This window comes from Actinokineospora sp. NBRC 105648 (genome assembly GCF_030269645.1).
Classification (GTDB): Bacteria; Actinomycetota; Actinomycetes; order Mycobacteriales; family Pseudonocardiaceae; genus Actinokineospora.
On the sequence record NZ_BSTR01000012.1, the window covers coordinates 1 to 24,859 of the forward strand.

Below are 24,859 nucleotides of genomic sequence, written 5' to 3' on the forward strand. Positions count from 1 at the left end.
CCGCTCTGCAGCGGCGGTTGGGGACGACCACCATTTATGTGACCCACGATCAGGTGGAGGCGATGACGATGGGTCATCGTGTCGCCGTGCTCAAGGATGGGTTGTTGCAGCAGTGCGACACGCCTCGTGCGTTGTATGACCGGCCGGCGAACGCGTTCGTGGCCGGGTTCATGGGGTCACCGTCGATGAACCTGCGCGACGTGGCCGTGGCCGACGGGGCGCTGCGGCTCGGGGCGCTGAACGTGCCGCTGACCAGGGACACCGTTGCCGCGATCCGCCAGCACAACCTCAGCGAGGTCACCCTCGGGTTCCGGCCCGAGTCGCTCGGCCTGGTCGCCCCGGGCACCCCGAACGCCTTCGACCTGGTCGTCGAGCTGGTCGAGGAGCTCGGTGCCGACGCGCTCGTGCACGGCTCCCTCGCCGGTGAGCCCACCGCGCCGCGGTTGGTGTTGCGGGCTGACGGGCGGACGCCGCCGAGCCTCGGGCAGACCGTGCGGGTGGTCCTGCGCCACCCCGAGGAGATCCACGTCTTCCACCCCGAGAGCGGCGACCGCCTGATCTGACCTGACCCCGGGCTAGAGCCCGGTGCCCTCGTCGGCGCCGGGCTCCGGGCACAGGTCCAGCGGGACCGGTCCCACCGCGCCCGGGACGTCGATCACCAGACCGCACTCCGCGACCGCCGCCGGGTCCGCCGGGGGCACCGACGGCGTGGGCTCGACGGGCACCGACGGCTCCGTGGGCGGTTCCGCGGGCACCGACGGGTCGGTCGGCACCGTGGGCTCGGTCGGCGCGGGCTCGGTGGGCAGCGGCACCGTCGACGGGACCGGCTTGGCCTCCTCGGTCGGCTCCGGCAGCGGGAACGGCTCCGGCGGCTCCACCGGGTGCACGACCACCGGCGGCGGCTCCTCCGCCCCGGGCGGGGCGGGCGGGGTCGGTGTGGCGCCGTTGGAGTAGGTGAACATCCAGGTCAGCACCGACGCCACGTACGCGTCGGAGTTGTTGTAGCGGAACACCGCCGCGCGCAGGCCCGCCGGGTCGGCCAGGTTCAAGCCGCCCGAGCAGAGGTAGTCGCCCGCCGCGCGCGCCGCGTCGAAGATGTTGTGCGGGCTGGCGACCCCGTCGCCGTTGCCGTCGGTGGCGTACCTGCGCCAGGTGGACGGGATGAACTGCATCGGCCCCACCGCGCGGTCCCAGTCGGTGTCCGCGTCGAGCGCGCCGCCGTCGGTGTCCGGGATCGCGGCGACCCCGGCGCCGGACAGCTCCAGCCCGATGATCCGCGGCGCGGTGTCACCCCGCTCGTCCGCCCGGCCGCCGCGCGCGTGCCCGGACTCGATCTTGCCGATCCCGGCCAGGTGGTACCAGCGCAGCCCGCAGCCCGGCTGGCTGGCCGCCAGCGCCTTCTCCGCCCGCTCGTAGGCCGCCAGCACGTTCTCGGGCACCCCCGCGCGCTCCGCGGTGGGCGGGGCGGCCGCGGGGAGCGGCGCCAGCTGCGCGATGGGGCCGACCGCGGTGAACGTGTTCAGCACCGGCGAGGTTGTGCTGCCCGCTCGTGTCCCCGCGACCGGTCCGCTCGTGGGCGCCACGACCACCGCCGCCGCGGCGGGCGGTGGTTGCGCGGAGGTCGGCGTGTACGCCGCCGAGGCCGCCATGGACAGCAGGACGAGCGCGAGCGCCGTGACGGGACGCACGCCGCCGGTACCCAGGACGGTGCGGTTTCGAGGTGTGGCCACCCGCTTCGTCTACCAGCGCGGGCACTGCGGATCGCGCTGAGCGGAACATGATCGCTCATTCGAGTGGAGATCGCCCCCGATCGGGTCACGTCACCTTGAACTCATGCGCATGCGACTATATGTTGGCCGACGAGGCGCGGAAGGGGAGCGACACAGTGGGACACGGGCACGGGCACGGCATCCCGACCGCCAGCGCCTCGGGGCGGCTGGCGGGCAGGCTCTGGGCGGCGTTCGGCATCGCCGCGGCGATCATGGTGGTGGAGTTCGCGGTCGGCGTGGCGACCGGCTCGCTGGCCCTGATCTCCGACGCGGCGCACATGCTCACCGATGTCGTGGGGGTCGGCTTGGCGCTGGCCGCGATCGTCGTCGCCCGCCGGGCGCGCAGCCGCTCGAACCGCACCTTCGGCCTCTACCGGGCCGAGGTGCTCGCCGCGCTGGCGAACGCGGTCCTGCTCTTCGGCGTCGCGGGCTACGTGGTGGCCGAGGCGGTCACCCGGTTCAGCGATCCCCCGGCCGTGGCGGGCCTGCCGGTGCTGCTGGCCGCCGCCGCGGGTCTGGTGGCCAACCTCGTCTCGTTCCTGCTGCTGCGCGAGGGCGCGAACGAGAGCCTCAACGTGCGCGGCGCCTACCTCGAGGTCGTCGCGGACCTGGTCGGCTCGGTCGGGGTGCTGGTCAGCGCGCTGATCACGCTGACCACCGGCTGGCGCTGGGCCGACCCGATCATCGGCGTGGCCATCGGGCTCTGGGTGCTCCCGCGCACCTGGGCGCTGGCCAAGCGGGCGCTGCGGATCCTGTTCCAGCACGCGCCGGAGCGGGTCGACGTGGGGGAGATGGCGCTGCGGCTCGGCGCGCTCACCGGCGTCACCGAGGTGCACGACCTGCACGTCTGGACGCTCACCTCGGGCATGGAGGTCGCCTCGGCGCACCTGACCATGAACGGCCAGTGCGCCCAGGCCGAGGTGCTCGACGCGGCGCGTGAGCTGCTGCACGACTCCTACGGGATCGAGCACGCCACGCTGCAGGTCGAGGCGCCGGACTCGGCCACCAAGTGCCGCCAACTGTCCTGGTGACCGGGAGTGACCCGGGAGTGGTGACCCGGGAATGCCCCCGCTCGGCGGACCGGCCACACCGGACACCGCCCCAGCCGGCCGAATGCGTTGTCCGGCAAGCGATCGCGCGCGGAGCTAGTTCGGCAGGGGTTGGCTCTTGCGGTCGGTGAGCATGTTGGTCAACAACGTGCTCTCCGCGGTCTGCCCCTGCTGGATCTTCGACGCCAGGTTGCGCACGTAGTCCAACCGCGCGTGGCCCGCGGCGTAGCCCGCCATCTCCAGGCCGCCGTGGTGGTGGCGCAGCATCAGCTGCAGGAAGTAGACGTTGAACTCCGTGCCCTTGAGGCCGCGCAGCTTGGCCAGCTCCGCGCTGGTGGCCATGCCCGGCATCAGCTCCACACCCGACTCGCCCGCGCCGTGGCTGTGCGTGGCACCGGCCATCCAGCGCATGTGCGGCTGGTCGGCGGGCGGCAGCGTCGGCTGGCCCCAGATGGTCAGCCAGCCGCTGAACTGGCCGCTCTGGTCGAGCTGGGTGGACTCGATGTCGAAGGCCAGCTGGCGGACCTCGGGGTCGTCGCTGCGGTCGCGGGCCAGGCCCGCCATGGTGATCGCCTGCAGGTGGTGCACCCGCATGTCCTGGGCGAAGCCGACGTCGATCGAGTCGGTGCCCGGGGTCTCGTCACCGCCGACCGCGCTCAGCGTGATCAGCATGCCGATCGCGGCGCCCACCAGGAGCACCACGACGGCGGCCGCGACGTAGACGACGGTGGACCGGCCCGCCCGAGCGGACTCGGGCGGGCCCTCCAGCTCGTCGACCTCGGTCACTGCGACGGCGGGGCCGCGGAGGTGCTCACGGGCGCGGCGGGGGTCGTGGCGGGCGCCGTGGGGGCACCGCTGGCGGCGCCGGGGGCCTTGCCGTCCATGCCGACCGCGTCCGCGCCGGGCTTCTCGGCCACGAACGGCGGCGGGTTGGCCGAGTCGAACCCGGTCTGGTTGCTGTCGCAGCGACCGCCCGGCTCGGGGTTCTCGTAGTTGTTCGTGCGCAGCGACTTGATGAACTGGTCGACCCGCTCGTCGTCGGCGCTGTCCAGCTTGAGCTGGTGCCCCCAGGACGACAGCGCGATCGGCCGGTCCAGGCCGGGGTAGGGGGACATCACCATGTACGGGGTGCCCTCGACCTTGTCCCTGAGCTTGTCCAGCGCCGCGCCGGTCACCTTGTCCGGGTTGTAGGCGATCCACACCGAGCCGTGCTCGAGGGTGTGCACCATGTTCTCGTTGCGCACCGGGGTCGGGTAGACCACGCCGGTGCAGTCGGCCCACACGCCGTCGTGCGGCCCGCCGAAGGGCGGGCTCTGGTCGTAGGCCACCCGCTGGGTGGACTGCACGTGCTGCCCGGAGGCGTAGTCGACCTTTACTACGCCCTGGATCTGGCTCGACGGGTCCTTGTTGTCCTCGGACGCGACGAACTTCTCGGCCGCCGAGACCTTGATGTAGGCGTAGCTGAACACGCCCGCCGCGAGCAGGACCACGGCCACCACGGCGGCGATGGTGCCCCAGGGCGTGCCCTTCTTGGTGACAACCGAGGCCCGGGCCGCCTTCACCGCGCTCTGTTTGCCCCGGGCGTTCTTGGGGCCCTGCTTCTGCGTCCCGCTGGCCATGGAAGTCCCTCGGACCTGACGTGAGGAGTTGGCTCCCCCGGGTCACGGGGAAACCGCACCTGGGCAGGTGCGGAGGCCAGTCTAGGCAACCGGTGTCTGGTCGGTGTCAACCACCGTCAGCGGCCGGTCGGCGGCACCGCGTCGGGCCCCGGCGGCGACGGGTCGAACGGCGGCGGGTCGTCCTGGTCGAAGGTGGTCGAGTCGCAGCTGGCGCCCGGCTCCGGGGTCAGGTACGGGTTGGCGCGGGTGGCCTGGACGAACTGGTCGATCCGCGCGTCGTCCACCCCGTCCACCTGCAGCTGCTTGCCCCAGGACTGCACCGACACCGGCTTGGGCTGACCGGGGTAGGGCGACATCACCGTGTACGGCTCGCCGTCGACCTTCGCGGCCAGCGTGCGCACGGCCGCGCCCCTGACCTTGTCCGGGTCGTAGGTGATCCACACGGCGCCGTGCTCGAGCGAGTGCACCAGGTGCTCGGTGCGCACGGCCTTCGCGTAGACCACGCCGTTGCACGCCGCCCAGACCGCGTCGTGCGCGCCGCCCAGCGGGGGAGTGTGGTCGTAGGCGACCCGCTGCGGGGTGCGCACGTGCTGGCCCGCGACGTACTTCTGCTCGGTGACGCCGTCGATCCGGTTCGTCGGGTCCTTGTCCTTGTCGCTGGGCTTGAAGCCCCCCGACGCCTTCTTGGTCGCCGTCGGCTTGCCCGCTGTCGAATCACCCGCGGTGGTCTCGTCGCTGGTGGCGGGGGTCGTCTTCGCGCCCACCCCGACCGGGGTGCCCGACTCGGTGCTCCCGCAGCCGAGCAGGGCGAGGCAGGCGGCGCCCAGCGCCAGGTGCCGCACGTACCGCATCATGCGGGTGAGTCTATGGACCCCGGGCCGCCCCGGGGAGCCGGATACCTAGACTTGCCCGGTGACCCCAGCCGTGCTCGCTGACCTGGTTCGTTCCGCCGCCGTGCGGGCGCTGGGCGAGCGCGGGCTCGACACCGCCGCCGTGCCCGCCGCGGTCGAGGTCAGCCGCCCGCGCGACCCCGGGCACGGCGACTACGCCACCAGCGTGGCGCTGCGGGTCGCCAAGGACACCGGCGTGCCCGCGCTGGAACTGGCCGACCGCCTGGCCGGGCTGCTGCGCGCCGAGGACGCCATCGCCGACGCCGAGGCGGTGCCGCCCGGGTTCGTCAACCTGCGGCTGGCCGCGGGCGAGGTCGACAGCGTCGTCCGCGAGGTGCTCGCCGCCGGGTCCGCGTACGGCGGCGGCACGCCCGCCGACCGCGATCCGGCCGTTGACCTGAGCACTGTCCAGTACGTGCACGCGCGGCTGTCCTCGTTGCTGCGCAACGGTGTCGACTTCGGACTCGCGCCGTCCACTTCGGACTTGCGACTGCTCGACCACCCGACTGAGGTGGCCCTGGCGCGCGTCATCGCCGGGTTCCCCCGGGCCGCCGCCGCGCCGCACCGGCTGCCGCGCCACCTCGCCGACCTCGCCGAGGCCGCCCAGGGGCACTACGAGAACTGCCGGGTCCTGCCCCAGGGGGACGAGGAACCCGGCCCGCCGCACGCGGCGCGGCTCGCGCTGTGCGCGGCGGCGCGGCAGGTCCTGGCCAACGGCCTGGCCCTGCTGGGAACCACCGCACCGGAACGAATGTAGGGATCGATGAGGGCACACCCGGCTGGGCCGCGGCACGCGGAAGTCCTGCCGCCCAGCAACACCGCCAGCGAACGGCCCACCAGCGCGGTCGCGCTCGACAACCTGGTGCCGTCGGTCTGGCCGAGAAACGCCGTCCGGCACGAGGACGGGGCCGTCCGGATCGCCGGCGTCGACCTGCGCGAGCTGGCCGAGACCTACGGCACGCCGCTGTTCGTCGTCGACGAGGACGACTTCCGGGCCCGCTGCCGCGAGCACGCGGCCGCCTTCGGCGACCCGGCGGTGGTGCACTACGCGTCCAAGGCGTTCCTGTCGGTGGACATCGCCCGCTGGGTCGCCGACGAGGGCCTGAGCATCGACGTGTGCAGCGGCGGCGAGCTGGCCGTGGCGCTGCGCGCGGAGTTCCCGCCCGAGCGGATCACCTTGCACGGCAACAACAAGTCCGCGGCCGAGCTGGCCGAGGCGCTCGACGCCGGGGTCGGCGCGATCGTGGTCGACTCGTTCTTCGAGATCGCCCGGCTCGACCACCTGGCCCGCGAGCGCGGCGTGGTCGCCAACGTGCTGATCCGGGTGACCGTCGGGGTCGAGGCGCACACCCACGAGTTCATCGCGACCGCGCACGAGGACCAGAAGTTCGGCTTCTCGCTGGCCGGTGGCGACGCCGCCGAGGCGGCCCGCCGGGTGCTCAAGGCGGGCGGGCTGGCCCTGGTCGGGCTGCACAGCCACATCGGCTCGCAGATCTTCGACGCCGACGGCTTCGAGGTCGCCGCGCACCGGGTCATCGGCCTGCTGGCCGAGCTGCACGCCGAGCACGGCGCCGCCGCGCTCACCGACCTGACCACCGTCGACCTCGGCGGCGGCCTGGGCATCGCCTACACCGCCCAGGACGACCCGCCGCCGCCGCAGTGGCTGGCCGACCAGCTGCGCACGATCGTGACCAAGGAGTGCGAGCAGTCCCGGCTCGACCCGCCGCGGATCGCCGTCGAACCGGGCCGGGCCATCGTCGGGCCGTGCATGGTGACCCTCTACGAGGTGGGCACCACCAAGGACGTCCGGCTCGGCCACGACACCCGGCGCCGCTACGTCAGCGTCGACGGCGGGATGAGCGACAACATCCGCACCGCCCTCTACGACGCGGTCTACGAGACCCGCCTGGTCTCGCGCTCCAGCGCCGAGGGCGAGCGCGGCGCCGAGGCCGTGCTGTCCCGAGTCGTGGGCAAACACTGTGAGTCCGGCGACGTTGTGGTGCGAGACTGCTGGCTTCCGGACAACCTTGCTCCCGGCGACCTGCTGGCGGTGGCCGCGACCGGCGCCTACTGCTACTCGATGGCGAGCAACTACAACCGGCTGCCCCGGCCCGCGGTGGTGGCCGTGCGCGGGGGCTCGGCGCGGCTGCTGCTGCGCCGGGAGACCGTGGCCGACCTGCTACGACTGGAGACGACGACGTGACGAGCGAGGCCGCCAAACCGATCAGGGTCGCGCTGCTGGGCTGCGGGACGGTGGGCACCCAGATCGTCCGGCTGCTCACCGACCAGGCGGGCGAGCTGGCCGCCCGGATCGGTGCCCCGGTCGAGCTGGTCGGCATCGCCGTCCGCCGCCCGAACAAGCACCGCGAGGTGCCCGCCGAGCTGCTCACCACTGACGCCGCCGGGCTGGTCGCCCGACCGGACGTGGACGTGGTCGTCGAGGTCATCGGCGGCATCGAGCCCACCCGCACCTGGCTGCTGGCCGCGCTGGCCGCGGGCAAGTCCGTGGTCACCGCGAACAAGGCGCTGCTGGCCGAGCACGCGGGCGAGCTGTTCGCCGCCGCCGACGGCTCCGGCGCCGACCTCTACTTCGAGGCCGCCGTGGCCGGTGCCATCCCGCTGCTGCGGCCGCTGCGCGAGTCGCTGGCGGGCGACCGGATCACCCGGGTGATGGGCATCGTCAACGGCACCACCAACTTCATCCTCTCGGCGATGGACGAGACCGGCGCCGGCTACGCCGAGACCCTCGACGAGGCGTCCCGGCTGGGCTACGCCGAGGCCGACCCGACCGCCGACGTGGACGGCTACGACGCCGCGTCCAAGGCCGCGATCCTGGCCTCGCTGTCCTTCCACACCCGGGTCACCGCGGGCGACGTCTACCGCGAGGGCATCTCCGCGGTCACCCCGGCCGACGTGGCCGCCGCCCGCGGCCTGGGCCGCACGATCAAGCTGCTGGCCATCTGCGAGCGGGTGGCCGACGAGCACGGCGAGTCCGTCGCGGTGCGCGTGCACCCCGCCATGATCCCGCGCGGGCACCCGCTGGCCGGGGTCAACGGGGCGTTCAACGCGGTCTTCGTCGAGGCGGAGGCCGCCGGGCAGCTGATGTTCTACGGGCAGGGCGCCGGTGGTGCACCCACCGCCAGCGCCGTCCTCGGTGACCTGGTCGCGGTAGCCCGCAACCGGGTCGTCGGCGGGCGCGGTCCGCGCGAGTCGGCCTACGCCGACCTGCCGGTGCGCCCGATCGCGCAGGCCTCCACCAGGTACCACATCAGCCTGGACGTGGCCGACCGCGCGGGCGTGCTGGCGGCCGTGGCCGCCGTGTTCGCCCAGCACGACGTGAGCATCTCGGCCGTGCGCCAAGAGGGGCGGGCCACCGACGCGAGTCTGGTCATCGTGACCCACTCCGCGCCGGATGCCGCGTTGCGCTCCACTGTGGACAAGGTCGCGGGGCTGCCGTTCGTGCACGAGGTGGTCAGCGTGATGCGCGTCGAAGGCGAGGACTCATGACCACCCCCACCGGTGTCCGCCCGGGCTGGCCGGGCATCATCGCGGCCTACCCCGGCCGGATCCCCGTTCCCCCGGGCGCCAAGGTGATCACCCTCGGCGAGGGCAACACACCGCTGCTGCCCGCGCCGCACCTCTCGGAGCTGACCGGCAGCACCGTCTACCTCAAGGTCGAGGGGCACAACCCGACCGGCTCGTTCAAGGACCGCGGGATGACCGTGGCCATGACGCACGCGCTGGCCCAGGGCCTGGAGGCGGTCATCTGCGCCTCCACCGGCAACACCTCGGCCTCGGCGTCGGCCTACGCCGCGCGCGCGGGCCTGACCTCCGCGGTGCTGGTGCCGCGCGGCAAGATCGCGCAGGGCAAGCTCGCCCAGGCGGTCGCCTACGGCGCCCGGATCCTGCAGATCGACGGCAACTTCGACGACTGCCTGGAGCTGGCCCGCAAGACCTCGGCCGAGTACCCGGTCGGCCTGGTCAACTCGGTCAACCCGGTGCGGCTCATCGGCCAGAAGTCGGCCGCCTACGAGATCTGCGACGTGCTCGGCCGCGCGCCGGACGTGCACTGCCTGCCGGTCGGCAACGCGGGCAACATCACCGCCTACTGGCGCGGCTACCGCGACTACGCCGAGGACGGGCTGGTCGAGGGCACACCGCGGATGTTCGGCTTCCAGGCCGCCGGTGCCGCGCCGATCGTGCGCGGCGAGCCGGTGCCCGACCCGGAGACGGTGGCGACCGCGATCCGCGTCGGCAGCCCGGCCTCCTGGGCCGGCGCGGTGGCCGCGCGCGACGAGTCCGGCGGGCTGGTCGACGCCGTCACCGACGAGCAGATCCTCGACGCCTACCGGCTGCTCCCGCTGCGGGAGGGCGTGTTCGTCGAGCCGGGCTCGGCCGCGAGCGTGGCGGGCCTGCTCGCCACCGCGGCGGACGGGCGGCTCCCCAAGGGTTCCGTGGTGGTCTGCACCGTGACCGGCCACGGGCTCAAGGACCCCGACACCGCGCTGCGCGGACTGGTCGAGGTGGAGCCGGTCCCGGTCGACGCCTCGGCGGTGGCCTCCGCGCTGGACCTGAGGTGAGCGGCGGGGTCCGCGTCCGGGTCCCCGCCTCGTCGGCCAACCTGGGCGCGGGTTTCGACGCGCTCGGGTTGGCACTGGGCCTCTACGACGTGGTCGAGGTCCGGCCCGCGCCGGACGGCCTGACCGTCCGGGTCACCGGCGAGGCCGCCGACGAGGTGCCGCTCGACGAGACCCACCTGGTGCTGCGCGCGCTGCGCGCGGCCTGCGACCACCTCGGCTTCAAGCCCGGTGGTCTGGTGCTGGACTGCGTCAACGGCATCCCGCACGCCCGCGGCCTGGGGTCCTCGGCGGCGGCGATCGTCGCCGGTGTCGCGGCGGGCTACGGCCTCGCGGGCAAGCCGTTGGACGACGACGCGCTGCATCTGGCGGCCGAGTTCGAGGGCCACGCCGACAACGTCGCGGCCAGCCTGCTCGGTGGCCTTGTGCTGGCCTGGTGTGAAAGTTCCCGGTTCCGCGCGGTCCGGGTGGAACCGCACGCGGACCTGCGTCCGGTCGCGATCGTGCCATCCGGACAGTCGGCGACTCACGTGACGCGTGGGCTGCTGCCGGGTCTGGTCCCGCACGGCGACGCCGCGTTCGCCGCCGGGCGGGCCGCGCTCGCGGTGCACGCCATCGCCGAGCGACCGGACCTGCTGCTGCCCGCGACGGCCGACACGCTGCACCAGGACTACCGGGAGAAGGCCTGGCCGGACACCCTGCGCGTGGTGCGCGACCTGCGCGCGCACGGTGTCGCCGCGGCGGTTTCCGGGGCTGGGCCGACGGTCCTGGCACTGACCACGGACAGTGCCCTGCCGCCGGGCGTCGACCTCGCGGGGTTCACCGTCCGTCCGCTGGCCGTGGACCGTGTGGGTGTACGCGTGGACCCACTCGGATGAGTCGGGACAGCGCCTGTGACCTGGACGTTATCGGCCGCCAAGAGGGCCGGGTGACTCAGATCACCGCGCCACAGCGGCTTTCCGGGGCGACGCGCTGTGAGCCGGTTGTTGCACCTTGAGTGACGGCCGTCTACCCTCGGGGTCGTTCAGTCACCGCGCGCACGGGCGCCCGGTGTCGTTCCCGGGACCTCTTCCCGGGGTCGCATCATCTGCCGGGGTATCGGCTCTGTCCTCACCGAGGCTGGGCCGGGGCTCGCAGGTACCCGACGACCGTGGTGACCAGATGCTCCCTGTTGGCGACCGAGTCGTCCGACTGGCCCGGTTCAGTGGCCCAGCTCGCGACGATGGCGCGCACACGGGGCAGAGATACGCCGTCTCGCATTCCGACGGACGGCGGTCCGCTGGTCCACGTAGGAGGCGGGGACCGGTCAGGAAGGACATGTGTGAGCAATACCGATCTGTTGAGCAGCGACGCCGCCGAGTCGCAGGCCCCCGCTGAGAAGTCCGCCAACGGGGCCGCGCCCCGTCGGCGGGCGGGGCTTTCCGGCATGGTGCTCGCCGAGCTGCGCGAGCTGGCCGGGACGCTGGGGATCGCCAGCACCGCGGGGATGCGCAAGGGCGATCTGATCGCTGCCATCAAGGAGCGGCAGGGGAGTGGCCCGGGCGGGGCCACCGCCCAGCAGCTGCCCCTCAACGGCACCGACACCCCGGCGCCGGTCACCAAGCCGAAGCGGGGCGCGGCCAAGGCCGAGCAGCCCGCCGAGGTGCGGCCGACCGAGACCGCGGTCGAGGTCCCCGCGCCGGAGAAGGCGGAAACCCCGGCCGAGGCGCCGCAGGAGGCGGCCCGCGAGAGCGGTCGGGACAACCGCCGCCGCCGCGGTGCCAGCCGCGCCGCCGGGAGCCCGGAGGCGCCCGCCGCCGTCGCGGCCCCGGTCGTCGAGCAGGCACCGGAGCAGGCGCGGCCCGCGCGCGTCGAGGAGCGCCAGCAGCCCGAGCGCACCCAGGGCGAGCGGACCCAGGGCGAGCGGACCCAGGGCGAGCGGGCCCCGGGCGAGCGGGCCCCGGGCGAGCGCCCGCCGCGCAGCGAGCGCCAGCGCGGCGACCGCAACCGCCAGGACCGGGGTGACCGCCAGGACCGCGGTGACCGCCCGGACCGGGGCGAGCGCGGCGAGCGGCAGGACCGCCCGGACCGGCAGGACAACCGGCAGGACCGGGACAACCGCCAGGACCGCGGTGACCGCCCGGACCGCGGCGACCGGCAGGACGGCAGGCAGCAGGACCGTGGCCAGCAGGTCCGCGGCCAAGACAACCGCGCCACCGGTCCCGAGGACGATGACGACGACGACGAGCGCGGTGGCCGTCGCGGCCGTCGGTTCCGCGACCGCCGCCGCCGGGGTGGCCGTCCCGAGGGCACCACGGGTCAGAACGACACCGAGGTGCGCGACGACGACGTGCTGCTGCCCGTCGCGGGTGTGCTGGACGTGCTGGAGAACTACGCGTTCGTGCGCACCTCCGGCTACCTCGCCGGGCCGAACGACGTCTACGTCTCGCTCTCGCTGGTCCGCAAGTACGGGCTGCGCCGCGGCGACGCCATCACCGGCCTGGTCCGCCAGCCGCGCGAGGGCGAGGCCCAGCGGCAGAAGTTCAACCCGCTGGTCCGGGTGGAGACGATCAACGGCCTGGAGCCGGAGCAGGCCAAGAACCGCCCCGAGTTCACCAAGCTGACCCCGCTCTACCCGAACGAGCGCCTCCGCCTGGAGACCGAGCCGCACATCCTCACCACCCGCGTCATCGACCTGGTGATGCCGGTGGGCAAGGGGCAGCGCGCGCTCATCGTGTCCCCGCCCAAGGCGGGCAAGACCTCGGTGCTGCAGGCGATCGCGAACGCGGTCACCACCAACAACCCCGAGGTCTACCTCATGGTCGTGCTCGTCGACGAGCGGCCGGAGGAGGTCACCGACATGCAGCGGTCGGTCAAGGGCGAGGTCATCGCCTCGACCTTCGACCGCCCGCCGGGCGACCACACCACGGTGGCCGAGCTGTCCATCGAGCGCGCCAAGCGCCTGGTGGAGATGGGCCACGACGTGGTCGTGCTGCTCGACTCGATCACCCGGCTGGGCCGCGCGTACAACCTCGCGGCCCCGGCGTCCGGGCGCATCCTGTCCGGTGGTGTCGACTCGACCGCGCTGTTCCCGCCGAAGCGCTTCCTCGGCGCGGCGCGCAACATCGAGGGCGGCGGCTCGCTGACCATCTTCGCCACCGCGCTGGTGGAGACCGGTTCCGCGGGTGACACGGTGATCTTCGAGGAGTTCAAGGGCACCGGCAACGCCGAGCTCAAGCTCGACCGCAAGATCGCCGACAAGCGGATCTTCCCGGCGGTCGACGTGGACCCGTCCAGCACCCGCAAGGAAGAGCTGCTGCTCTCCCCGGACGAGCTGGCGGTCACCGTGAAGCTGCGCCGCGTGCTGCACGCGCTGGACAGCCAGGCCGCCATCGAGCTGCTGCTCGACCGGCTGCGCAAGACCCGCACGAACATCGAGTTCCTGATGCAGGTGGCCAAGACCACCCCGTCCGGGAACGACGACTAGTCAGTCGCGGTTCGAGTCCCCGCGCGCCCACGGCGCGCGGGGACTCGTCATTTCCACGGCCAGCACAACCGCGGCGGGAACACCGATGGTGACCGCCCAGAGCGTCGGCACGCGCACGTCGTGCAGCACCAGCCCGGCCGCGAATACCAGCACCGGGTAGGTCGGCGCGAGCGCGCCGCGCTGCTCGGCGGAGTGCCAGCCGACCGAGGTGGCCAGCGCGAGGGTGACCGCCGCGGCCCCGCCGAAGAGCGCGCTGGACAGCGTGACCTGCCAGGACGCGCCGAGCAGCAGCCCGCCCAGCGCGGTGAGCCCGAGCACGGCGGCGGCGAAGAACAGCGGCGTGGCCAGCCAGGCCCGGATCGAGATCGGTTCGCCCACCACGAAGCGCACCCGGCAAGTCTGCGTGCCGTGCGGTCGGCGCGTCAGACTACCGTCGGTGAGCGGGTGGGCACCTGCGGCGGGAGGTCGACCCCGTCCGACGAGCGGTTGGAATACCGCGTCGGCGGCCCGTGTTGAAGCGGGTGTCTGGCCATCTGGCAGACTTGCGGGTCGAGTCCGGCTCCGGTTCACCCCAAGATCCTTCGGGACCCGGCGGCCATCGAATGAGAGGCGACCAACCGTGAAGAACGGCATCCACCCCGAGTACGTCAGCACCGATGTGACGTGCGGCTGCGGCAACACCTTCACCACGCGCAGCACCAAGACTTCCGGCAGCATCTTCGTCGAGGTCTGCTCCGCTTGCCACCCGTTCTACACCGGCAAGCAGAAGATCCTCGACACCGGCGGCCGGGTCGCGCGGTTCGAGGCCCGCTACGGCAAGCGGGACAAGACCGCCGCCAAGTAGCTCCGCGCACGGCGCCCGCCCGGGACACCCGGGCGGGCGCCGTTGTGTTGTCCGTGCTGTTGTGGTTCCCGCAGCAGTGGAACCGACCGGAGGGCCACCGTGGACTCATCCTCGCTCACCGAGCAGCTCGCCGAGCACGCCGAGCTCGAGCGCGAGCTCGCCGACCCGGCCGTGCACACCGACCAGGACCGGGCCCGCAAGCTCGGCCGCCGCTACGCCCAGCTGGGTCCGGTGGTCAAGGCGGCCCGCGAGCTGGCGGCGGCGCGCAGCGACCTCGAGGCGGCCCGCGAGCTGGCCGGTGAGGACCCGGGGTTCGCCGCCGAGGCCGACGAGCTGGCCGCGCGCATCCCCGGCCTGGAGACGAAGCTGACCGAGCTGCTGCTCCCGCGCGACCCGCACGACGGCTCCGACGTGCTGCTGGAGGTCAAGTCCGGCGAGGGCGGCGAGGAGTCGGCGCTGTTCGCGGGCGACCTGCTGCGGATGTACCTGCGCTACGCCGAGCGGCACGGCTGGAAGGCCGAGGTCCTCGACGGCACCGAGTCCGACCTGGGCGGCTACAAGGACGTCACGGTCGCGATCAAGAGCAAGGGCACCGACCCGGACGGGGTGTGGGCCCGCCTGAAGTTCGAGGGCGGCGTGCACCGGGTGCAGCGGGTGCCGGTCACCGAGTCGCAGGGCCGCATCCACACCTCGGCCGCGGGCGTGCTGGTGGTCCCCGAGGTGGAGGCCGACACCGAGATCGAGGAGATCCCGGACAAGGACCTGCGGGTCGACGTCTACCGCTCCTCCGGCAAGGGTGGGCAGAGCGTCAACACGACCGACTCCGCCGTCCGGATCACCCACCTGCCCACCGGCATCGTGGTGTCCTGCCAGAACGAGCGCTCGCAGCTGCAGAACAAGGCCCGCGCGATGCAGGTGCTGCGCGCCCGGCTGCTCGCCGCCGCCGAGGAGGAGGCCGCCCGGCAGGCCTCGGACGCGCGCCGCAGCCAGATCCGCACGGTCGACCGGTCCGAGCGGGTGCGCACCTACAACTACCCGGAGAACCGGATCTCCGACCACCGGGTCGGCTACAAGGCGCACAACCTGGAGGCCGTGCTCGACGGCGACCTCGACGGGGTGCTCGACGCGCTGGCCGACGCCGACCGGACCGAGCGGCTCGCCGGCTCGGCGGGCTGATGAGCAGGCAACCGCTGCGGCTGGCCATCCTCGCCGCCGAGCGCGCGCTCACCGAGGCCGGTGTGGACTCCCCGCGCGTCGACGCCGAGCTGCTGGCCGCGCACGTGCTCGGCGTCGAGCGCGGCAAGCTGCCGATGGTGCCGCTGGTCGACCCGCCGGTGGTCGTGGCCATCGGCGCGCTGGTCGCCCGGCGCGCCCGCCGCGAACCGCTGCAGCACCTGACCGGCTCGGCGTACCTGGGCGCGGTCGAGGTCGCCGTCGGCCCCGGGGTGTTCGTGCCGCGGCCGGAGACCGAGCTGCTCTTCGCCTGGGGCCTGGCCACGCTGACCGACGTGCGCGCCCCGGTGGTGGTCGACCTGTGCACCGGCTCGGGCGTGCTGGCCCTCGCCGTGGCGAACGCGCGCCCGGACGCCGTGGTGCACGCGGTCGACTTGGACGTCTCCGCGCTGGCCTGGGCCCGCCGCAACGCCGAGACCCGCGTCGCCGCCGGGGACACGCCCATCCGGCTGCACTCCGGCGATGTCACCGCCCCGGGTCTGCTCGCCGACCTGGAGGGCCGGGTCGACCTGGTGCTGTGCAACCCGCCGTACGTCCCCGAGGGCACCCCGGTGCCCCCGGAGGTGGCCGACCACGACCCGCCGCATGCGGTCTTCGCGGGCGCCGACGGTCTCACCGTGATCCGCTCGGTGGTCGCCACGGCCGCCCGGCTGCTGCGCCCGGGCGCGGCGGTGGCCATCGAACACGACGACACCCACGGCGAGGCGGTGCCCGCCTTGCTCGCCGCGCGGCGCGTCCTGTCCGATGTGGAGGATCACCTGGACCTGGCGGGCAGGCCGCGCTTCGCCACCGCCCGAAGGACATCCGCTTAGGACTGTCCGAACTGGATGGTCAGGATCGGGGTGTTGCGCTTCACGCGGGTCGCGATCGGTGGTGGCGCGGGGGAACCCGGGCTACGGCGTGGTGTTGTCGATCATCGTGTGGAAGATCGGCAGCGTCTCCGGCCAGCGCGGCGTGGTGGAGCTGGCGTAGAGGAAGTACTCGATCCCGTTGACCCGCCAGTACATCGAGTGCGCGCGCCGCTTGCCGTCGGGCACGTCGTGCTCGAAGTCCCAGTCCAGCGCCTGCACGCCGTGGTAGGTCGTGGTGCCCAGGCTGTACCGCAGGAAGTTCTTGCGGGTGGCCGAGTACGTGCGCTCGTAGTCCACGTGCGACTCGACGAGATCGGTGCTGGGCACCGGCGCGCCACCGTAGCGGACGTAGCGGTTCGGGTCGGCCGGATCGGTGGCCTGCATGGCGCCGGGCCCGCTGGAGCGGGTGACCAACCAGCCGACCGGGATGGTGGTCACGATGCCCCCGGGACCGGCCACCCGCGCGAAGCCCTCGGGGACCGGCATGGCCACCCGGGACGGGCTCGGCGCGCCGGTCTCACTCGGCTGAGCGCCCGCGGACGGCGACTGCGTGTAGACGTAGCTCGGGAAGGCCAGGCCGCCCGGGTCGGGGTCCTTCGGCGCGTTGAGCAGCACGGTACCCACGGCCGCGCTCACGGCCGCGTAGGCGACGACCAGCGAGGACGCCAGCCAACGTGAGCTCGGCTGGGCGACTCGGCGGGTTGCTCGGCTGCTCGTGGCGACTCCCCTGGACGCGAAAGACCCGGTATGGCGTACCGAGGGTAGCGTGCCCGGCAGGGTGATCCAATGCTTCGCACGTGGCAGGACGTCATCGCCAAGTGGCGACTCGCCGGTGGTGACGACGGGAGCGGTCCGACCGAGGCCGCGCAGTTCTTCGCGGGGGCGCGCACGGCGCTGCTCGCGGGCAGGCTCGACGAGGCCATGGCCGGGTTCGAGCAGGCCGCGCTGTTGCGCACGCACGCGCACGACCAGGTGGGCATGGGCGATGTGCTGCTGGCGCGCGGCCGCTGGCGCACCGCCGCCGCGCACTACCGGCGGGCCGCCGAGCTCGACCCGCACGGCCCACTGCCGGTCCTCGGGCTGTCCCAGGCCCGGGTGGCCGGGGCGGACGCCGAGGGGGCGGCCGAGGAGCTCGAGGAGCGGTTCGGCACGTCCGCGGACCCGGTGCTGCGCTACTACCTGGCCAGCACCTGGTGCTCGGCCGCCGACCAGGTCCGCTCCGGCACCGCCGACGAGGTCCTGGTGATCACCAGCGAGCACCAGCTGCTGACCTGCGAGCACGCCGCCGAGCGGATCCTGGCCCTCGACGTCGAGGACCACGAGCTGCGCCGCGGTGCCGAGCGGCTGCTCACCGAGGTGCGCGCGAGCCGCCGGTGGCAGTGGCGGCCGGAGGGCATCGCGGTGAGCCTGGCCGTGCTGGCCGGTTCGCTCGGGCTGACCCTGGTCGCGGTCGGCGGGGTCACCGGCAGCGTCGCGCTGGTCGTGCTCGGCATCGTGCTCGGCAGTGCCCTGTTGTACCTGATCGTGCTGCGCTTCCGCAGGCAGGTGTGGCGGGTCCAGGCCGAGGCGATGGCGCCCAGGATCACCCGGCAGGGCGCCTGAGCGGTCGGCCGAGGCTCGTGATCGCGCCCGCGCGCGCACCGCTAGGCTCGCCAGGGTGACGGTCTACGACTGCGGTGACCCCGGGCAGCGCGAGGACGGCCTCGGTGCCGCGGCGAGCGCGGTGCGCTCGGGCAGGCTGGTCGTGCTCCCCACCGACACCGTGTACGGGATCGGCTGCGACGCCTTCTCCCCGACCGCGGTCAGCGCCCTGCTCACGGCCAAGAACCGCGGTCCGGACATGCCGGTCGGGGTGCTGGTCGGCTCCTGGGCCACCATCGACGGCCTGGTGCTCTCGGTGCCGCACACCGCGCGCACGCTGGTCGAGGCGTTCTGGCCCGGTGACCTGTCGATCGTGCTGCCGCACGCGCCGTCGCTGAACTGGGACCTCGGCCGCACCGGCGGCACCGTGATGCTGCGGATGCCGCTGCACCCGGTGGCCATCGAGCTGCTGCGCGAGGTCGGTCCGATGGCCGTCTCCAGCGCCAACCGCTCGGGTCAGCCGCCCGCGGCCACCGCCGCCGAGGCGGTGACGCAGTTCCAGGACCTGGTGGGCGTCTACCTCGACGGAGGCCCGTCCGGTGACCTGGTGCCCTCGACCATCGTCGACCTCACCGGCGACGAACCACTGGTGCTGCGCGAGGGCGCGGTGAGCCTCCCCGCGCTCCGCGAGGCGCTCGGCACCGAGGTCCGCTCGGCGCGTTAGTGTTCGCGAAAGACAAGAACCCCTCACATCCCGACACGCAGGAGACGCGACCCGACGTGCCCACGTCGCCCAGGGCCCCCCACCCGGCGGCCCGCCCCCGCTCGCAGGACCAGGTCCGCGCGAGGGACTCGCGCGCGTGAACCCCTCGAGCGGCTTCGCTCCCGCGGGCCTGCCGGTCCGCGAGTACCTGCTGGTCGCCCTCGTCACCGCGGTGCTCACCTTCCTGCTCACCGGCCTGGTCCGGGTGTTCGCCATCCGGATCGGCGCGGTCGCCTACCCCCGTCAACGCGACGTGCACGTGGTCCCGATGCCCCGGCTCGGCGGCCTGGCCATGTACCTGGGCATCTGCGGCGGCATGCTGCTGGCCCACCAGCTCCCGGTGCTGCGCCGCGCGTTCGACTACTCCTTCGACCCCACCGCGGTGCTGATCGGCGGCGGGATCATCGTCGGCATCGGCATGCTCGACGACCGCTTCGAGCTGGACTCGCTGACCAAGCTGGCCGGCCAGACCACCTGCGCGGGCATCCTGGTGCTCTTCGGCATCCAGTGGTTCGTGCTCTGGGTGCCCTGGGGCGGCGACGAGGGCGTGGTCGGCTCGGTGCTCATCCTGGACCAGAACCAGGGCGGCCTGCTGGCCATCCTGCTGGCCGTCACGATGATCAACGCGATCAACTTCGTGGACGGGCTGGACGGGCTGGCCTCCGGGGTGGGCCTGATCGCCGCCTCGGCCACCTGCGTGTTCTCCCTGCACCTGCTCGACCAGTCCGGCGGCGACGTGGGCACCTACTCGCCCGCGCTGATCGCGGCCACCCTGGCCGGTGCCTGCCTGGGCTTCCTGCCGCACAACTTCCAACCCGCCCGGATCTTCATGGGCGACTCGGGCTCGATGCTGATCGGCCTGATGCTGGCCGCCTCCAGCACCACCGCCTCGGGCAAGGCCAACCCCTCGCTCTACGGGGCCACCGACGCGATCGCGATCTTCTCCCCGCTGCTGATCGTGGCCGCGGTGCTGTTCATCCCGGTGCTCGACCTGCTGATGGCCGTGGTCCGCCGGACCCGCCGGGGCGTCAGCCCGTTCGCCGCGGACAAGATGCACCTGCACCACCGCCTGCTGGAGATCGGCCACTCCCAGCGCCGCGCGGTGCTGCTGATCTACTTGTGGGCCGGTCTGCTGGCCTTCGGCGCGGTCGCGGTGACCCTCTACGACATCTCGTTCGTGGTCTGGGGCGTGGGTGCGGGAGTCCTGGTCGCGGTGATCATCTCGGCGATCCCTAGACTGAGGTCACGATGAGCGACGACGACCTGAGCACCCGGACCGCGCAGTCCGGGGCAGCACCGTCCGAGGAGATGCGGTCCCGGCCCGAGGCCGACCCCCATACCCAGGCGCTGCTGACCCTGGCGAGGGCGATGTTCCGCTACGCCCTGTGGCCCTCGCTGGCCACCCTGGTCCTCGGCGCGGTCGTCTTCGGTGTGCTCAAGGGCACGCCCGGTGTGTTCGGCGCCCTGGTGGGCGGTGCGCTGGCCTGCTTCTCCTCGCTGCTCACCCTCGCCCTGATGCGCAAGACCGCCAACCAGGGCCCGCACATCGCCATGGCCGCCTCGCTCGGCGGCTTCGTCGGCAAGCTGCTGGTCCTGCTGCTGGTGATGACCGCGCTGCGCGGGGTCGACGCCCTGGACCCCAAGTCCCTGGGTATCACCATGATCGCCGTGGTGCTGGTGGCCGCGGGCGCCGAGGCGCTCGCGTTCCGCCGGACGAAGCTGCTGACGATCATTCCGGCTAACGAGAAGTAACCGCTTACCTGGGAACAGGTGACAAGCAGTACGCCCGTCCGGAGTGCCGGAAGGTCCTGCTATCGTTCGCGCTAACGGCGGGCTGCCGAGGTACCTGCGCGCCCGCCGAGGCTTATCCGGGATCCGGGTAGCCGCCTGAAGACATGCCATGTTCGTCAGGTACGTTACGTCCTGATCGTGACGATTCCCCCGGCGGAGTGAACGCCGGCCGGGAGAACCGGAAGGAGCCCACCGTTGGGCAGGCTGGTGTTGGCCGAGGGTGACGTGTTCTCACCCCCCGGTGTCAAGGACTTTTTCCTCCCGCCGATCTTCGGCGATGTCACGAAGCCGATGGTGCTGCTGGTCCTGTCGGTCATCATCGTCTCGGCCTTCTTCCTCATTACCTCCCGGAACCTCAAGATCGTTCCGGGTCGCTGGCAGTTCGCCGCCGAGTCGGTCTACGACTTCGGGCGCAACAACATCGCCCGCGACCAGATCGGTTCGAAGGAGTTCAAGCCCTTCGTGCCCCTCATTCTCTCGTTGTTCACCTTCATCCTGGTGAACAACCTGTTCGGGGTCATTCCGATCTTCCAGTTCCCGACGATGGCGCGGATCAGCTTCCCGCTGGCGCTGGCGATTCTCGTGGTCTACCCGGTCTACCACTTCGTCGGGATCAAGAAGTTCGGTCTGGGCGGCTACCTGAAGAACCAGCTCTTCCCGCCCGGTGTCCCCACGCCGGTCTACGTGCTGCTGACCCCGATCGAGCTGTTCCTCAAGTTCTTCATGGACCCGATCACGCTGGCGATCCGGGTGTTCGCCGCGATGTTCGCCGGGCACCTCATCCTGCTGGTGTTCACCCTGGGCGGTGAGTTCCTGCTCCTGCACGCCGCCGCGCCGCTCAAGCCGGTGTCGCTGGTGGCCTGGGCCTTCGCCATCGCGATGACCTTCCTCGAGGCCTTCATCCAGATCCTGCAGGCCTACATCTTCGCGCTGCTGACGGCCAGCTTCATCGGCCGCGCGCTCGCCGAAGACCACTGACCAGACACACCCAGCTGGAAACAAGCCCCCGATCCGCGGGTTCCCGCGGACCGAGTTGGAAAGGGATACACAAGTGAGCAGTGTTCTCCTCGCTCAGGAAGCCGCCACCACCAACCTCAACGCGGGTCTGGCGGCCATCGGCTACGGCCTCGGCGCCATCGGCCCCGGCATCGGTGTCGGTCTGATCTGGGCGGCCGTCATCAACGGCACCGCCCGTCAGCCGGAGGCCCAGAGCAAGCTCATGAGCATCGCGTGGACGACCTTCGTCCTCGTCGAGGTGCTCGCCCTGATCGGCCTGGTCGTCTACTTCATCGCGTCCACCGCCTGATCAGCCCTTCTTCGTTTAGGGAGACGACGTGGTGAACGCATTCATCCTGGCCGCGGAGGAGAGCCCGAGCCCGGTCCTGCCGCACATGGCCGAGGTCATCCTCGGCCTGGTGGCCTTCCTGCTGCTGCTGTTCGTGATCTCGAAGTTCGTCACGCCCCGGTTCGAGAAGCTCTACGCCGATCGGACCGCCAAGATCGAGGGCGGGATCGAGAAGGCCGAGCAGGCCCAGCAGGAGGCCGAGGCCGCGCTCAAGCAGTACAACGCGCAGCTGGCCGAGGCCAGGGCCGAGTCCGCGCGCATCCGGGACGACGCCCGGGCCGAGGCCGAGCAGATCAAGGAAGAGCTGCGCGCCCAGGCCCAGGAGGAATCCGCCCGGATCGTCGCGCAGGGCCAGGCGCAGCTGGAGGCCCAGCGGGCCCAGATCGTCGCCGAGCTGCGCGCCGACCTCGGCCGCCACGCCGTCGAGCTGGCCAGCCGGGTCGTCGGTGAGTCCCTCGAGGACGAGGCCCGGCGCCGCGGCACGGTCGACCGCTTCCTCGCGGAGCTCGACTCGGTCTCCGCGCCGGCGAAGAGCTAGGGGACGCATTCGATGACTGCGACATCAACCGCGGCCGCCACGCTGCACGCCGCGAGCCGGGAAGCCCTCGCCGCCGTCGAGCTCACGCTGCTCGACGTGCTCGAGGGCGACGCGGCCGCGGCGAGCACGCTCGGCGAGGAGCTGTTCGCCGTCGTCGGCCTGCTCGAGCGCGAGGTGGGTCTGCGCCGGACGCTGGCCGACTCCTCCACCGACCCGGCGGCCCGCGAGCGGCTGGTCGCCGACCTGCTCGGCGGCAAGGTCAGCGCGGGCGCGCTGCGCGTGGCGGGCACCGCGGCGGGCGCCCGGTGGTCGAGCCCGCGCGAGCTGGTCGACGGGCTGGAGTCGCTGGGCACCACCGCGCTGCTGGTGGGTGCCGAGCGCGCGGGCAGGCTGGACACGGTCGAGGACGAGCTGTTCCGGCTGGGCCGGATCGTCGCCGACCAGACCGAGCTCGAGCAGGTGCTGGCCAACCGCACCGGCGACGTCGCCGGGAAGCTCGCGGTGGTGCACGAGCTGATCGGCGCCAAGGTCGAGAAGGTCACCGAGATCCTGGTGGCCAACCTCGTCGAGCACCCGCGCGGCAGGCAGCTGGTCACCGGCCTGGAGGCCCTCGCGGCCGAGGCCGCCAAGCGCCGCGAGCGCTCGGTGGCGCACGTGATCTCCGCCGGACCGCTCTCCGCCGAGCAGCAGGACCGGCTCGCCGGGTCCCTGCAGCGGATCTACGCCCGGCCGATCGCGCTGCACCTCGAGGTCGACCCCGGCCTCGGTGGCGGCCTGGTCATCAAGGTCGGCGACGAGGTCATCGACGGCAGCACCACCGGACGGCTGAACGCGCTGCGGCGCAGGTTCTCCGGCTGACCCCCACACTTTCCCAGATAACGAAGCGAGAGCAGGAACTCATGGCGGAGCTGACGATCTCGTCGGACGAGATCCGCAGTGCTATCGAAAACTACGTCTCCAGCTACTCCCCGGACGTGAACCGGGAAGAGGTCGGAACGGTTTCCGACACCGGCGACGGCATCGCCCACGTTGAGGGCCTGCCCTCGGCCATGGCCAACGAGCTGCTGGAGTTCCCCGGCGGCGTGGTGGGCGTGGCGCTGAACCTCGACGCGCGCGAGATCGGTGCGGCCATCCTCGGCGACTACGACAAGATCGAGGAGGGCCAGGAGGTCAAGCGGACCGGCAAGGTCCTCTCGGTCCCGGTCGGCGACGGCTTCCTCGGCCGCGTGATCGACCCGCTGGGCAACCCGATCGACGGCCTCGGCGAGATCGTCGCCGACGAGCAGCGCGCCCTGGAGCTGCAGGCCGCCACGGTCGTGCAGCGCCAGCCGGTGGAGGAGCCGCTGCAGACCGGCCTCAAGGCCATCGACTCGATGACCCCGATCGGCCGCGGCCAGCGCCAGCTGATCATCGGTGACCGCAAGACCGGCAAGACCGCGGTCTGCGTCGACACCATCATCAACCAGAAGAAGGCCTGGGCGACCGGCGACCCGAAGCAGCAGGTCCGCTGCATCTACGTCGCCGTCGGCCAGAAGGGCTCCACCATCGCGGGCATCAAGTCCGCGCTGGAGGAGGCGGGCGCGCTGGAGTACACCACCATCGTCGCGGCTCCCGCCTCGGACTCGGCGGGCTTCAAGTGGCTCGCGCCCTACACCGGCTCCGCGCTCGGCCAGCACTGGATGTACCAGGGCAAGCACGTCCTGATCATCTTCGACGACCTGACCAAGCAGGCCGAGGCCTACCGCGCGATCTCGCTGCTGCTGCGCCGCCCGCCGGGCCGCGAGGCCTACCCCGGCGACGTCTTCTACTTGCACTCCCGCCTGCTGGAGCGCTGCGCGAAGCTCTCCGACGAGCTCGGTGGCGGCTCGATGACCGGTCTGCCGATCATCGAGACCAAGGCGAACGACATCTCCGCCTACATCCCCACCAACGTCATCTCGATCACCGACGGCCAGTGCTTCCTGGAGTCCGACCTGTTCAACTCCGGGCAGCGCCCGGCGGTGAACGTCGGTACCTCGGTGTCGCGGGTCGGTGGCGCCGCCCAGACCAAGGCGATGCGGTCGATCTCCGGCACGCTGCGCCTCGAGCTGGCCCAGTTCCGCGAGCTGGAGGCGTTCGCCGCCTTCGCCTCGGACCTCGACGCCACCTCCAAGGCCCAGCTCGCCCGCGGCACCCGGATGATGGAGCTGCTCAAGCAGGGCCAGTTCTCGCCGATGGCCGTCGAGGAGCAGTTCGTCTCGATCTTCATCGGCACCAAGGGCTACCTCGACGACCTCGAGGTCTCCGAGGTCCGCCGGTTCGAGTCCGGGCTGCACGAGCACCTGCGCCACCGCCACGAGGGCATCCTGGAGGAGATCCGGGTGTCCGGGAAGTTCTCCCCGGACAACGAGGAGCGGCTGGTCGCGGCGGTCGCGGCGTTCAAGCAGAACTTCACCGCGGGCAAGGCCGACTCGGCGCGCGGCGCCGACGCGGCCGCGCTCGCCGCCGACGAGGTGGGCCAGGAGACCGTCAAGGTCAACAAGCCCGCCCCCACCGAGTAAGGG

Annotated in this window: 26 protein-coding genes; 20 read left to right on the forward strand and 6 right to left on the reverse strand. The window is 72.5% G+C overall.

Going from position 1 to position 24,859, the window contains the following annotated elements:
- The coding region (locus QSK30_RS13410) for an ABC transporter ATP-binding protein (RefSeq protein ID WP_285502737.1) at positions 1-563 on the forward strand (563 nt) is incomplete at its 5' end.
- Positions 564-575: 12 nt separating this feature from the next.
- On the opposite strand, the gene QSK30_RS13415 is transcribed toward QSK30_RS13410, so the two are convergent.
- The gene (locus QSK30_RS13415) at positions 576-1,730 is read right to left on the reverse strand and encodes a lytic murein transglycosylase (RefSeq protein WP_285502739.1); all 1,155 of its coding nucleotides are present in this window, start codon (positions 1,728-1,730) and stop codon (positions 576-578) included.
- 155 nt (positions 1,731-1,885) lie between these two features.
- Between QSK30_RS13415 and QSK30_RS13420 the strand changes: the two genes are divergently transcribed.
- Positions 1,886-2,800: a cation diffusion facilitator family transporter gene (locus QSK30_RS13420; RefSeq protein ID WP_285502741.1), complete on the forward strand. Its 915-nt coding sequence runs from the start codon at positions 1,886-1,888 to the stop codon at positions 2,798-2,800.
- 114 nt (positions 2,801-2,914) lie between these two features.
- On the opposite strand, the gene QSK30_RS13425 is transcribed toward QSK30_RS13420, so the two are convergent.
- The 3 genes from QSK30_RS13425 to QSK30_RS13435 form a co-directional block, all read right to left on the reverse strand.
- A complete protein-coding gene (locus QSK30_RS13425) occupies positions 2,915-3,604 on the reverse strand; it encodes a DUF305 domain-containing protein (RefSeq protein WP_285502743.1) in 690 nt (229 codons plus the stop codon).
- Positions 3,601-4,437, reverse strand: coding sequence for a thioredoxin-like domain-containing protein (locus QSK30_RS13430; RefSeq protein WP_285502745.1), 837 nt, complete (start codon positions 4,435-4,437; stop codon positions 3,601-3,603). The genes QSK30_RS13425 and QSK30_RS13430 overlap by 4 nt, the downstream gene beginning before the upstream one ends.
- A gap of 116 nt (positions 4,438-4,553) precedes the next feature.
- Complete coding sequence (locus QSK30_RS13435; RefSeq protein ID WP_285502747.1) at positions 4,554-5,291, reverse strand: thioredoxin-like domain-containing protein; 738 nt, start codon at positions 5,289-5,291, stop codon at positions 4,554-4,556.
- Between the two features lie 58 nt (positions 5,292-5,349).
- On the opposite strand from QSK30_RS13435, the gene QSK30_RS13440 reads away from it, so the two are divergent.
- The 6 genes from QSK30_RS13440 to rho all read left to right on the forward strand — a co-directional run bounded on the left by QSK30_RS13440 (position 5,350) and on the right by rho (position 13,370).
- Positions 5,350-6,084: a DALR anticodon-binding domain-containing protein gene (locus tag QSK30_RS13440; protein ID WP_285502749.1), complete on the forward strand. Its 735-nt coding sequence runs from the start codon at positions 5,350-5,352 to the stop codon at positions 6,082-6,084.
- 6 nt (positions 6,085-6,090) lie between these two features.
- The gene (lysA, locus tag QSK30_RS13445; protein WP_285502750.1) at positions 6,091-7,530 is read left to right on the forward strand and encodes a diaminopimelate decarboxylase; all 1,440 of its coding nucleotides are present in this window, start codon (positions 6,091-6,093) and stop codon (positions 7,528-7,530) included.
- Positions 7,527-8,834, forward strand: a complete 1,308-nt coding sequence (locus QSK30_RS13450; RefSeq protein WP_285502752.1) for a homoserine dehydrogenase — start codon at positions 7,527-7,529, stop codon at positions 8,832-8,834. Before lysA ends, QSK30_RS13450 begins: the two co-directional genes overlap by 4 nt.
- Positions 8,831-9,907 carry a threonine synthase gene (gene thrC, locus QSK30_RS13455; RefSeq protein WP_285502754.1) on the forward strand — a complete coding sequence of 359 codons (1,077 nt, stop codon included), beginning with the start codon at positions 8,831-8,833 and terminating at the stop codon, positions 9,905-9,907. The genes QSK30_RS13450 and thrC overlap by 4 nt, the downstream gene beginning before the upstream one ends.
- On the forward strand, positions 9,904-10,782 hold the full coding sequence (gene thrB, locus QSK30_RS13460) for a homoserine kinase (protein WP_285502755.1): 879 nt from the start codon (positions 9,904-9,906) through the stop codon (positions 10,780-10,782). Before thrC ends, thrB begins: the two co-directional genes overlap by 4 nt.
- Positions 10,783-11,225: 443 nt before the next feature.
- A complete protein-coding gene (gene rho, locus QSK30_RS13465) occupies positions 11,226-13,370 on the forward strand; it encodes a transcription termination factor Rho (protein WP_285502757.1) in 2,145 nt (714 codons plus the stop codon).
- On the opposite strand, the gene QSK30_RS13470 is transcribed toward rho, so the two are convergent.
- A complete protein-coding gene (locus QSK30_RS13470) occupies positions 13,371-13,760 on the reverse strand; it encodes a hypothetical protein (RefSeq protein WP_285502759.1) in 390 nt (129 codons plus the stop codon). It lies immediately after the preceding gene.
- Between the two features lie 229 nt (positions 13,761-13,989).
- On the opposite strand from QSK30_RS13470, the gene rpmE reads away from it, so the two are divergent.
- The 3 genes from rpmE to prmC all read left to right on the forward strand — a co-directional run bounded on the left by rpmE (position 13,990) and on the right by prmC (position 16,259).
- Entirely contained in the window at positions 13,990-14,214 is a 225-nt protein-coding gene (gene rpmE / locus QSK30_RS13475) for a 50S ribosomal protein L31 (protein WP_285502761.1), read from the forward strand.
- A 99-nt stretch (positions 14,215-14,313) separates the two neighbouring features.
- Positions 14,314-15,390, forward strand: coding sequence for a peptide chain release factor 1 (prfA, locus tag QSK30_RS13480; protein WP_285502763.1), 1,077 nt, complete (start codon positions 14,314-14,316; stop codon positions 15,388-15,390).
- Positions 15,390-16,259: a peptide chain release factor N(5)-glutamine methyltransferase gene (prmC, locus tag QSK30_RS13485; RefSeq protein WP_285502765.1), complete on the forward strand. Its 870-nt coding sequence runs from the start codon at positions 15,390-15,392 to the stop codon at positions 16,257-16,259. The genes prfA and prmC overlap by 1 nt, the downstream gene beginning before the upstream one ends.
- 81 nt (positions 16,260-16,340) lie before the next feature.
- On the opposite strand, the gene QSK30_RS13490 is transcribed toward prmC, so the two are convergent.
- On the reverse strand, positions 16,341-16,934 hold the full coding sequence (locus QSK30_RS13490; protein ID WP_285502767.1) for a hypothetical protein: 594 nt from the start codon (positions 16,932-16,934) through the stop codon (positions 16,341-16,343).
- A gap of 150 nt (positions 16,935-17,084) precedes the next feature.
- On the opposite strand from QSK30_RS13490, the gene QSK30_RS13495 reads away from it, so the two are divergent.
- From QSK30_RS13495 to atpA, 9 genes are all read left to right on the forward strand, one after another.
- Positions 17,085-17,900 (forward strand): hypothetical protein, encoded by an 816-nt coding sequence (locus tag QSK30_RS13495; protein WP_285502768.1) that lies wholly within the window; start codon positions 17,085-17,087, stop codon positions 17,898-17,900.
- 55 nt (positions 17,901-17,955) lie between these two features.
- Positions 17,956-18,603, forward strand: coding sequence for an L-threonylcarbamoyladenylate synthase (locus QSK30_RS13500; protein ID WP_285502769.1), 648 nt, complete (start codon positions 17,956-17,958; stop codon positions 18,601-18,603).
- Positions 18,604-18,739: 136 nt separating this feature from the next.
- Complete coding sequence (locus tag QSK30_RS13505; protein WP_285502771.1) at positions 18,740-19,894, forward strand: glycosyltransferase family 4 protein; 1,155 nt, start codon at positions 18,740-18,742, stop codon at positions 19,892-19,894.
- The gene (locus QSK30_RS13510) at positions 19,891-20,394 is read left to right on the forward strand and encodes a Cg1360 family ATP-synthase-associated protein (RefSeq protein ID WP_285502773.1); all 504 of its coding nucleotides are present in this window, start codon (positions 19,891-19,893) and stop codon (positions 20,392-20,394) included. The genes QSK30_RS13505 and QSK30_RS13510 overlap by 4 nt, the downstream gene beginning before the upstream one ends.
- Before the next feature lie 234 nt (positions 20,395-20,628).
- Positions 20,629-21,411, forward strand: a complete 783-nt coding sequence (atpB, locus tag QSK30_RS13515) for a F0F1 ATP synthase subunit A (RefSeq protein WP_285502775.1) — start codon at positions 20,629-20,631, stop codon at positions 21,409-21,411.
- A gap of 73 nt (positions 21,412-21,484) precedes the next feature.
- A complete protein-coding gene (locus tag QSK30_RS13520; RefSeq protein WP_285502777.1) occupies positions 21,485-21,739 on the forward strand; it encodes an ATP synthase subunit C-like protein in 255 nt (84 codons plus the stop codon).
- Positions 21,740-21,770: 31 nt separating this feature from the next.
- Complete coding sequence (locus QSK30_RS13525) at positions 21,771-22,316, forward strand: F0F1 ATP synthase subunit B (protein ID WP_502871835.1); 546 nt, start codon at positions 21,771-21,773, stop codon at positions 22,314-22,316.
- Between the two features lie 12 nt (positions 22,317-22,328).
- Positions 22,329-23,174 (forward strand): F0F1 ATP synthase subunit delta, encoded by an 846-nt coding sequence (locus tag QSK30_RS13530; protein WP_285502779.1) that lies wholly within the window; start codon positions 22,329-22,331, stop codon positions 23,172-23,174.
- 41 nt (positions 23,175-23,215) lie between these two features.
- Complete coding sequence (gene atpA, locus QSK30_RS13535) at positions 23,216-24,856, forward strand: F0F1 ATP synthase subunit alpha (RefSeq protein ID WP_285502780.1); 1,641 nt, start codon at positions 23,216-23,218, stop codon at positions 24,854-24,856.
- Positions 24,857-24,859 lie beyond the last annotated feature (3 nt).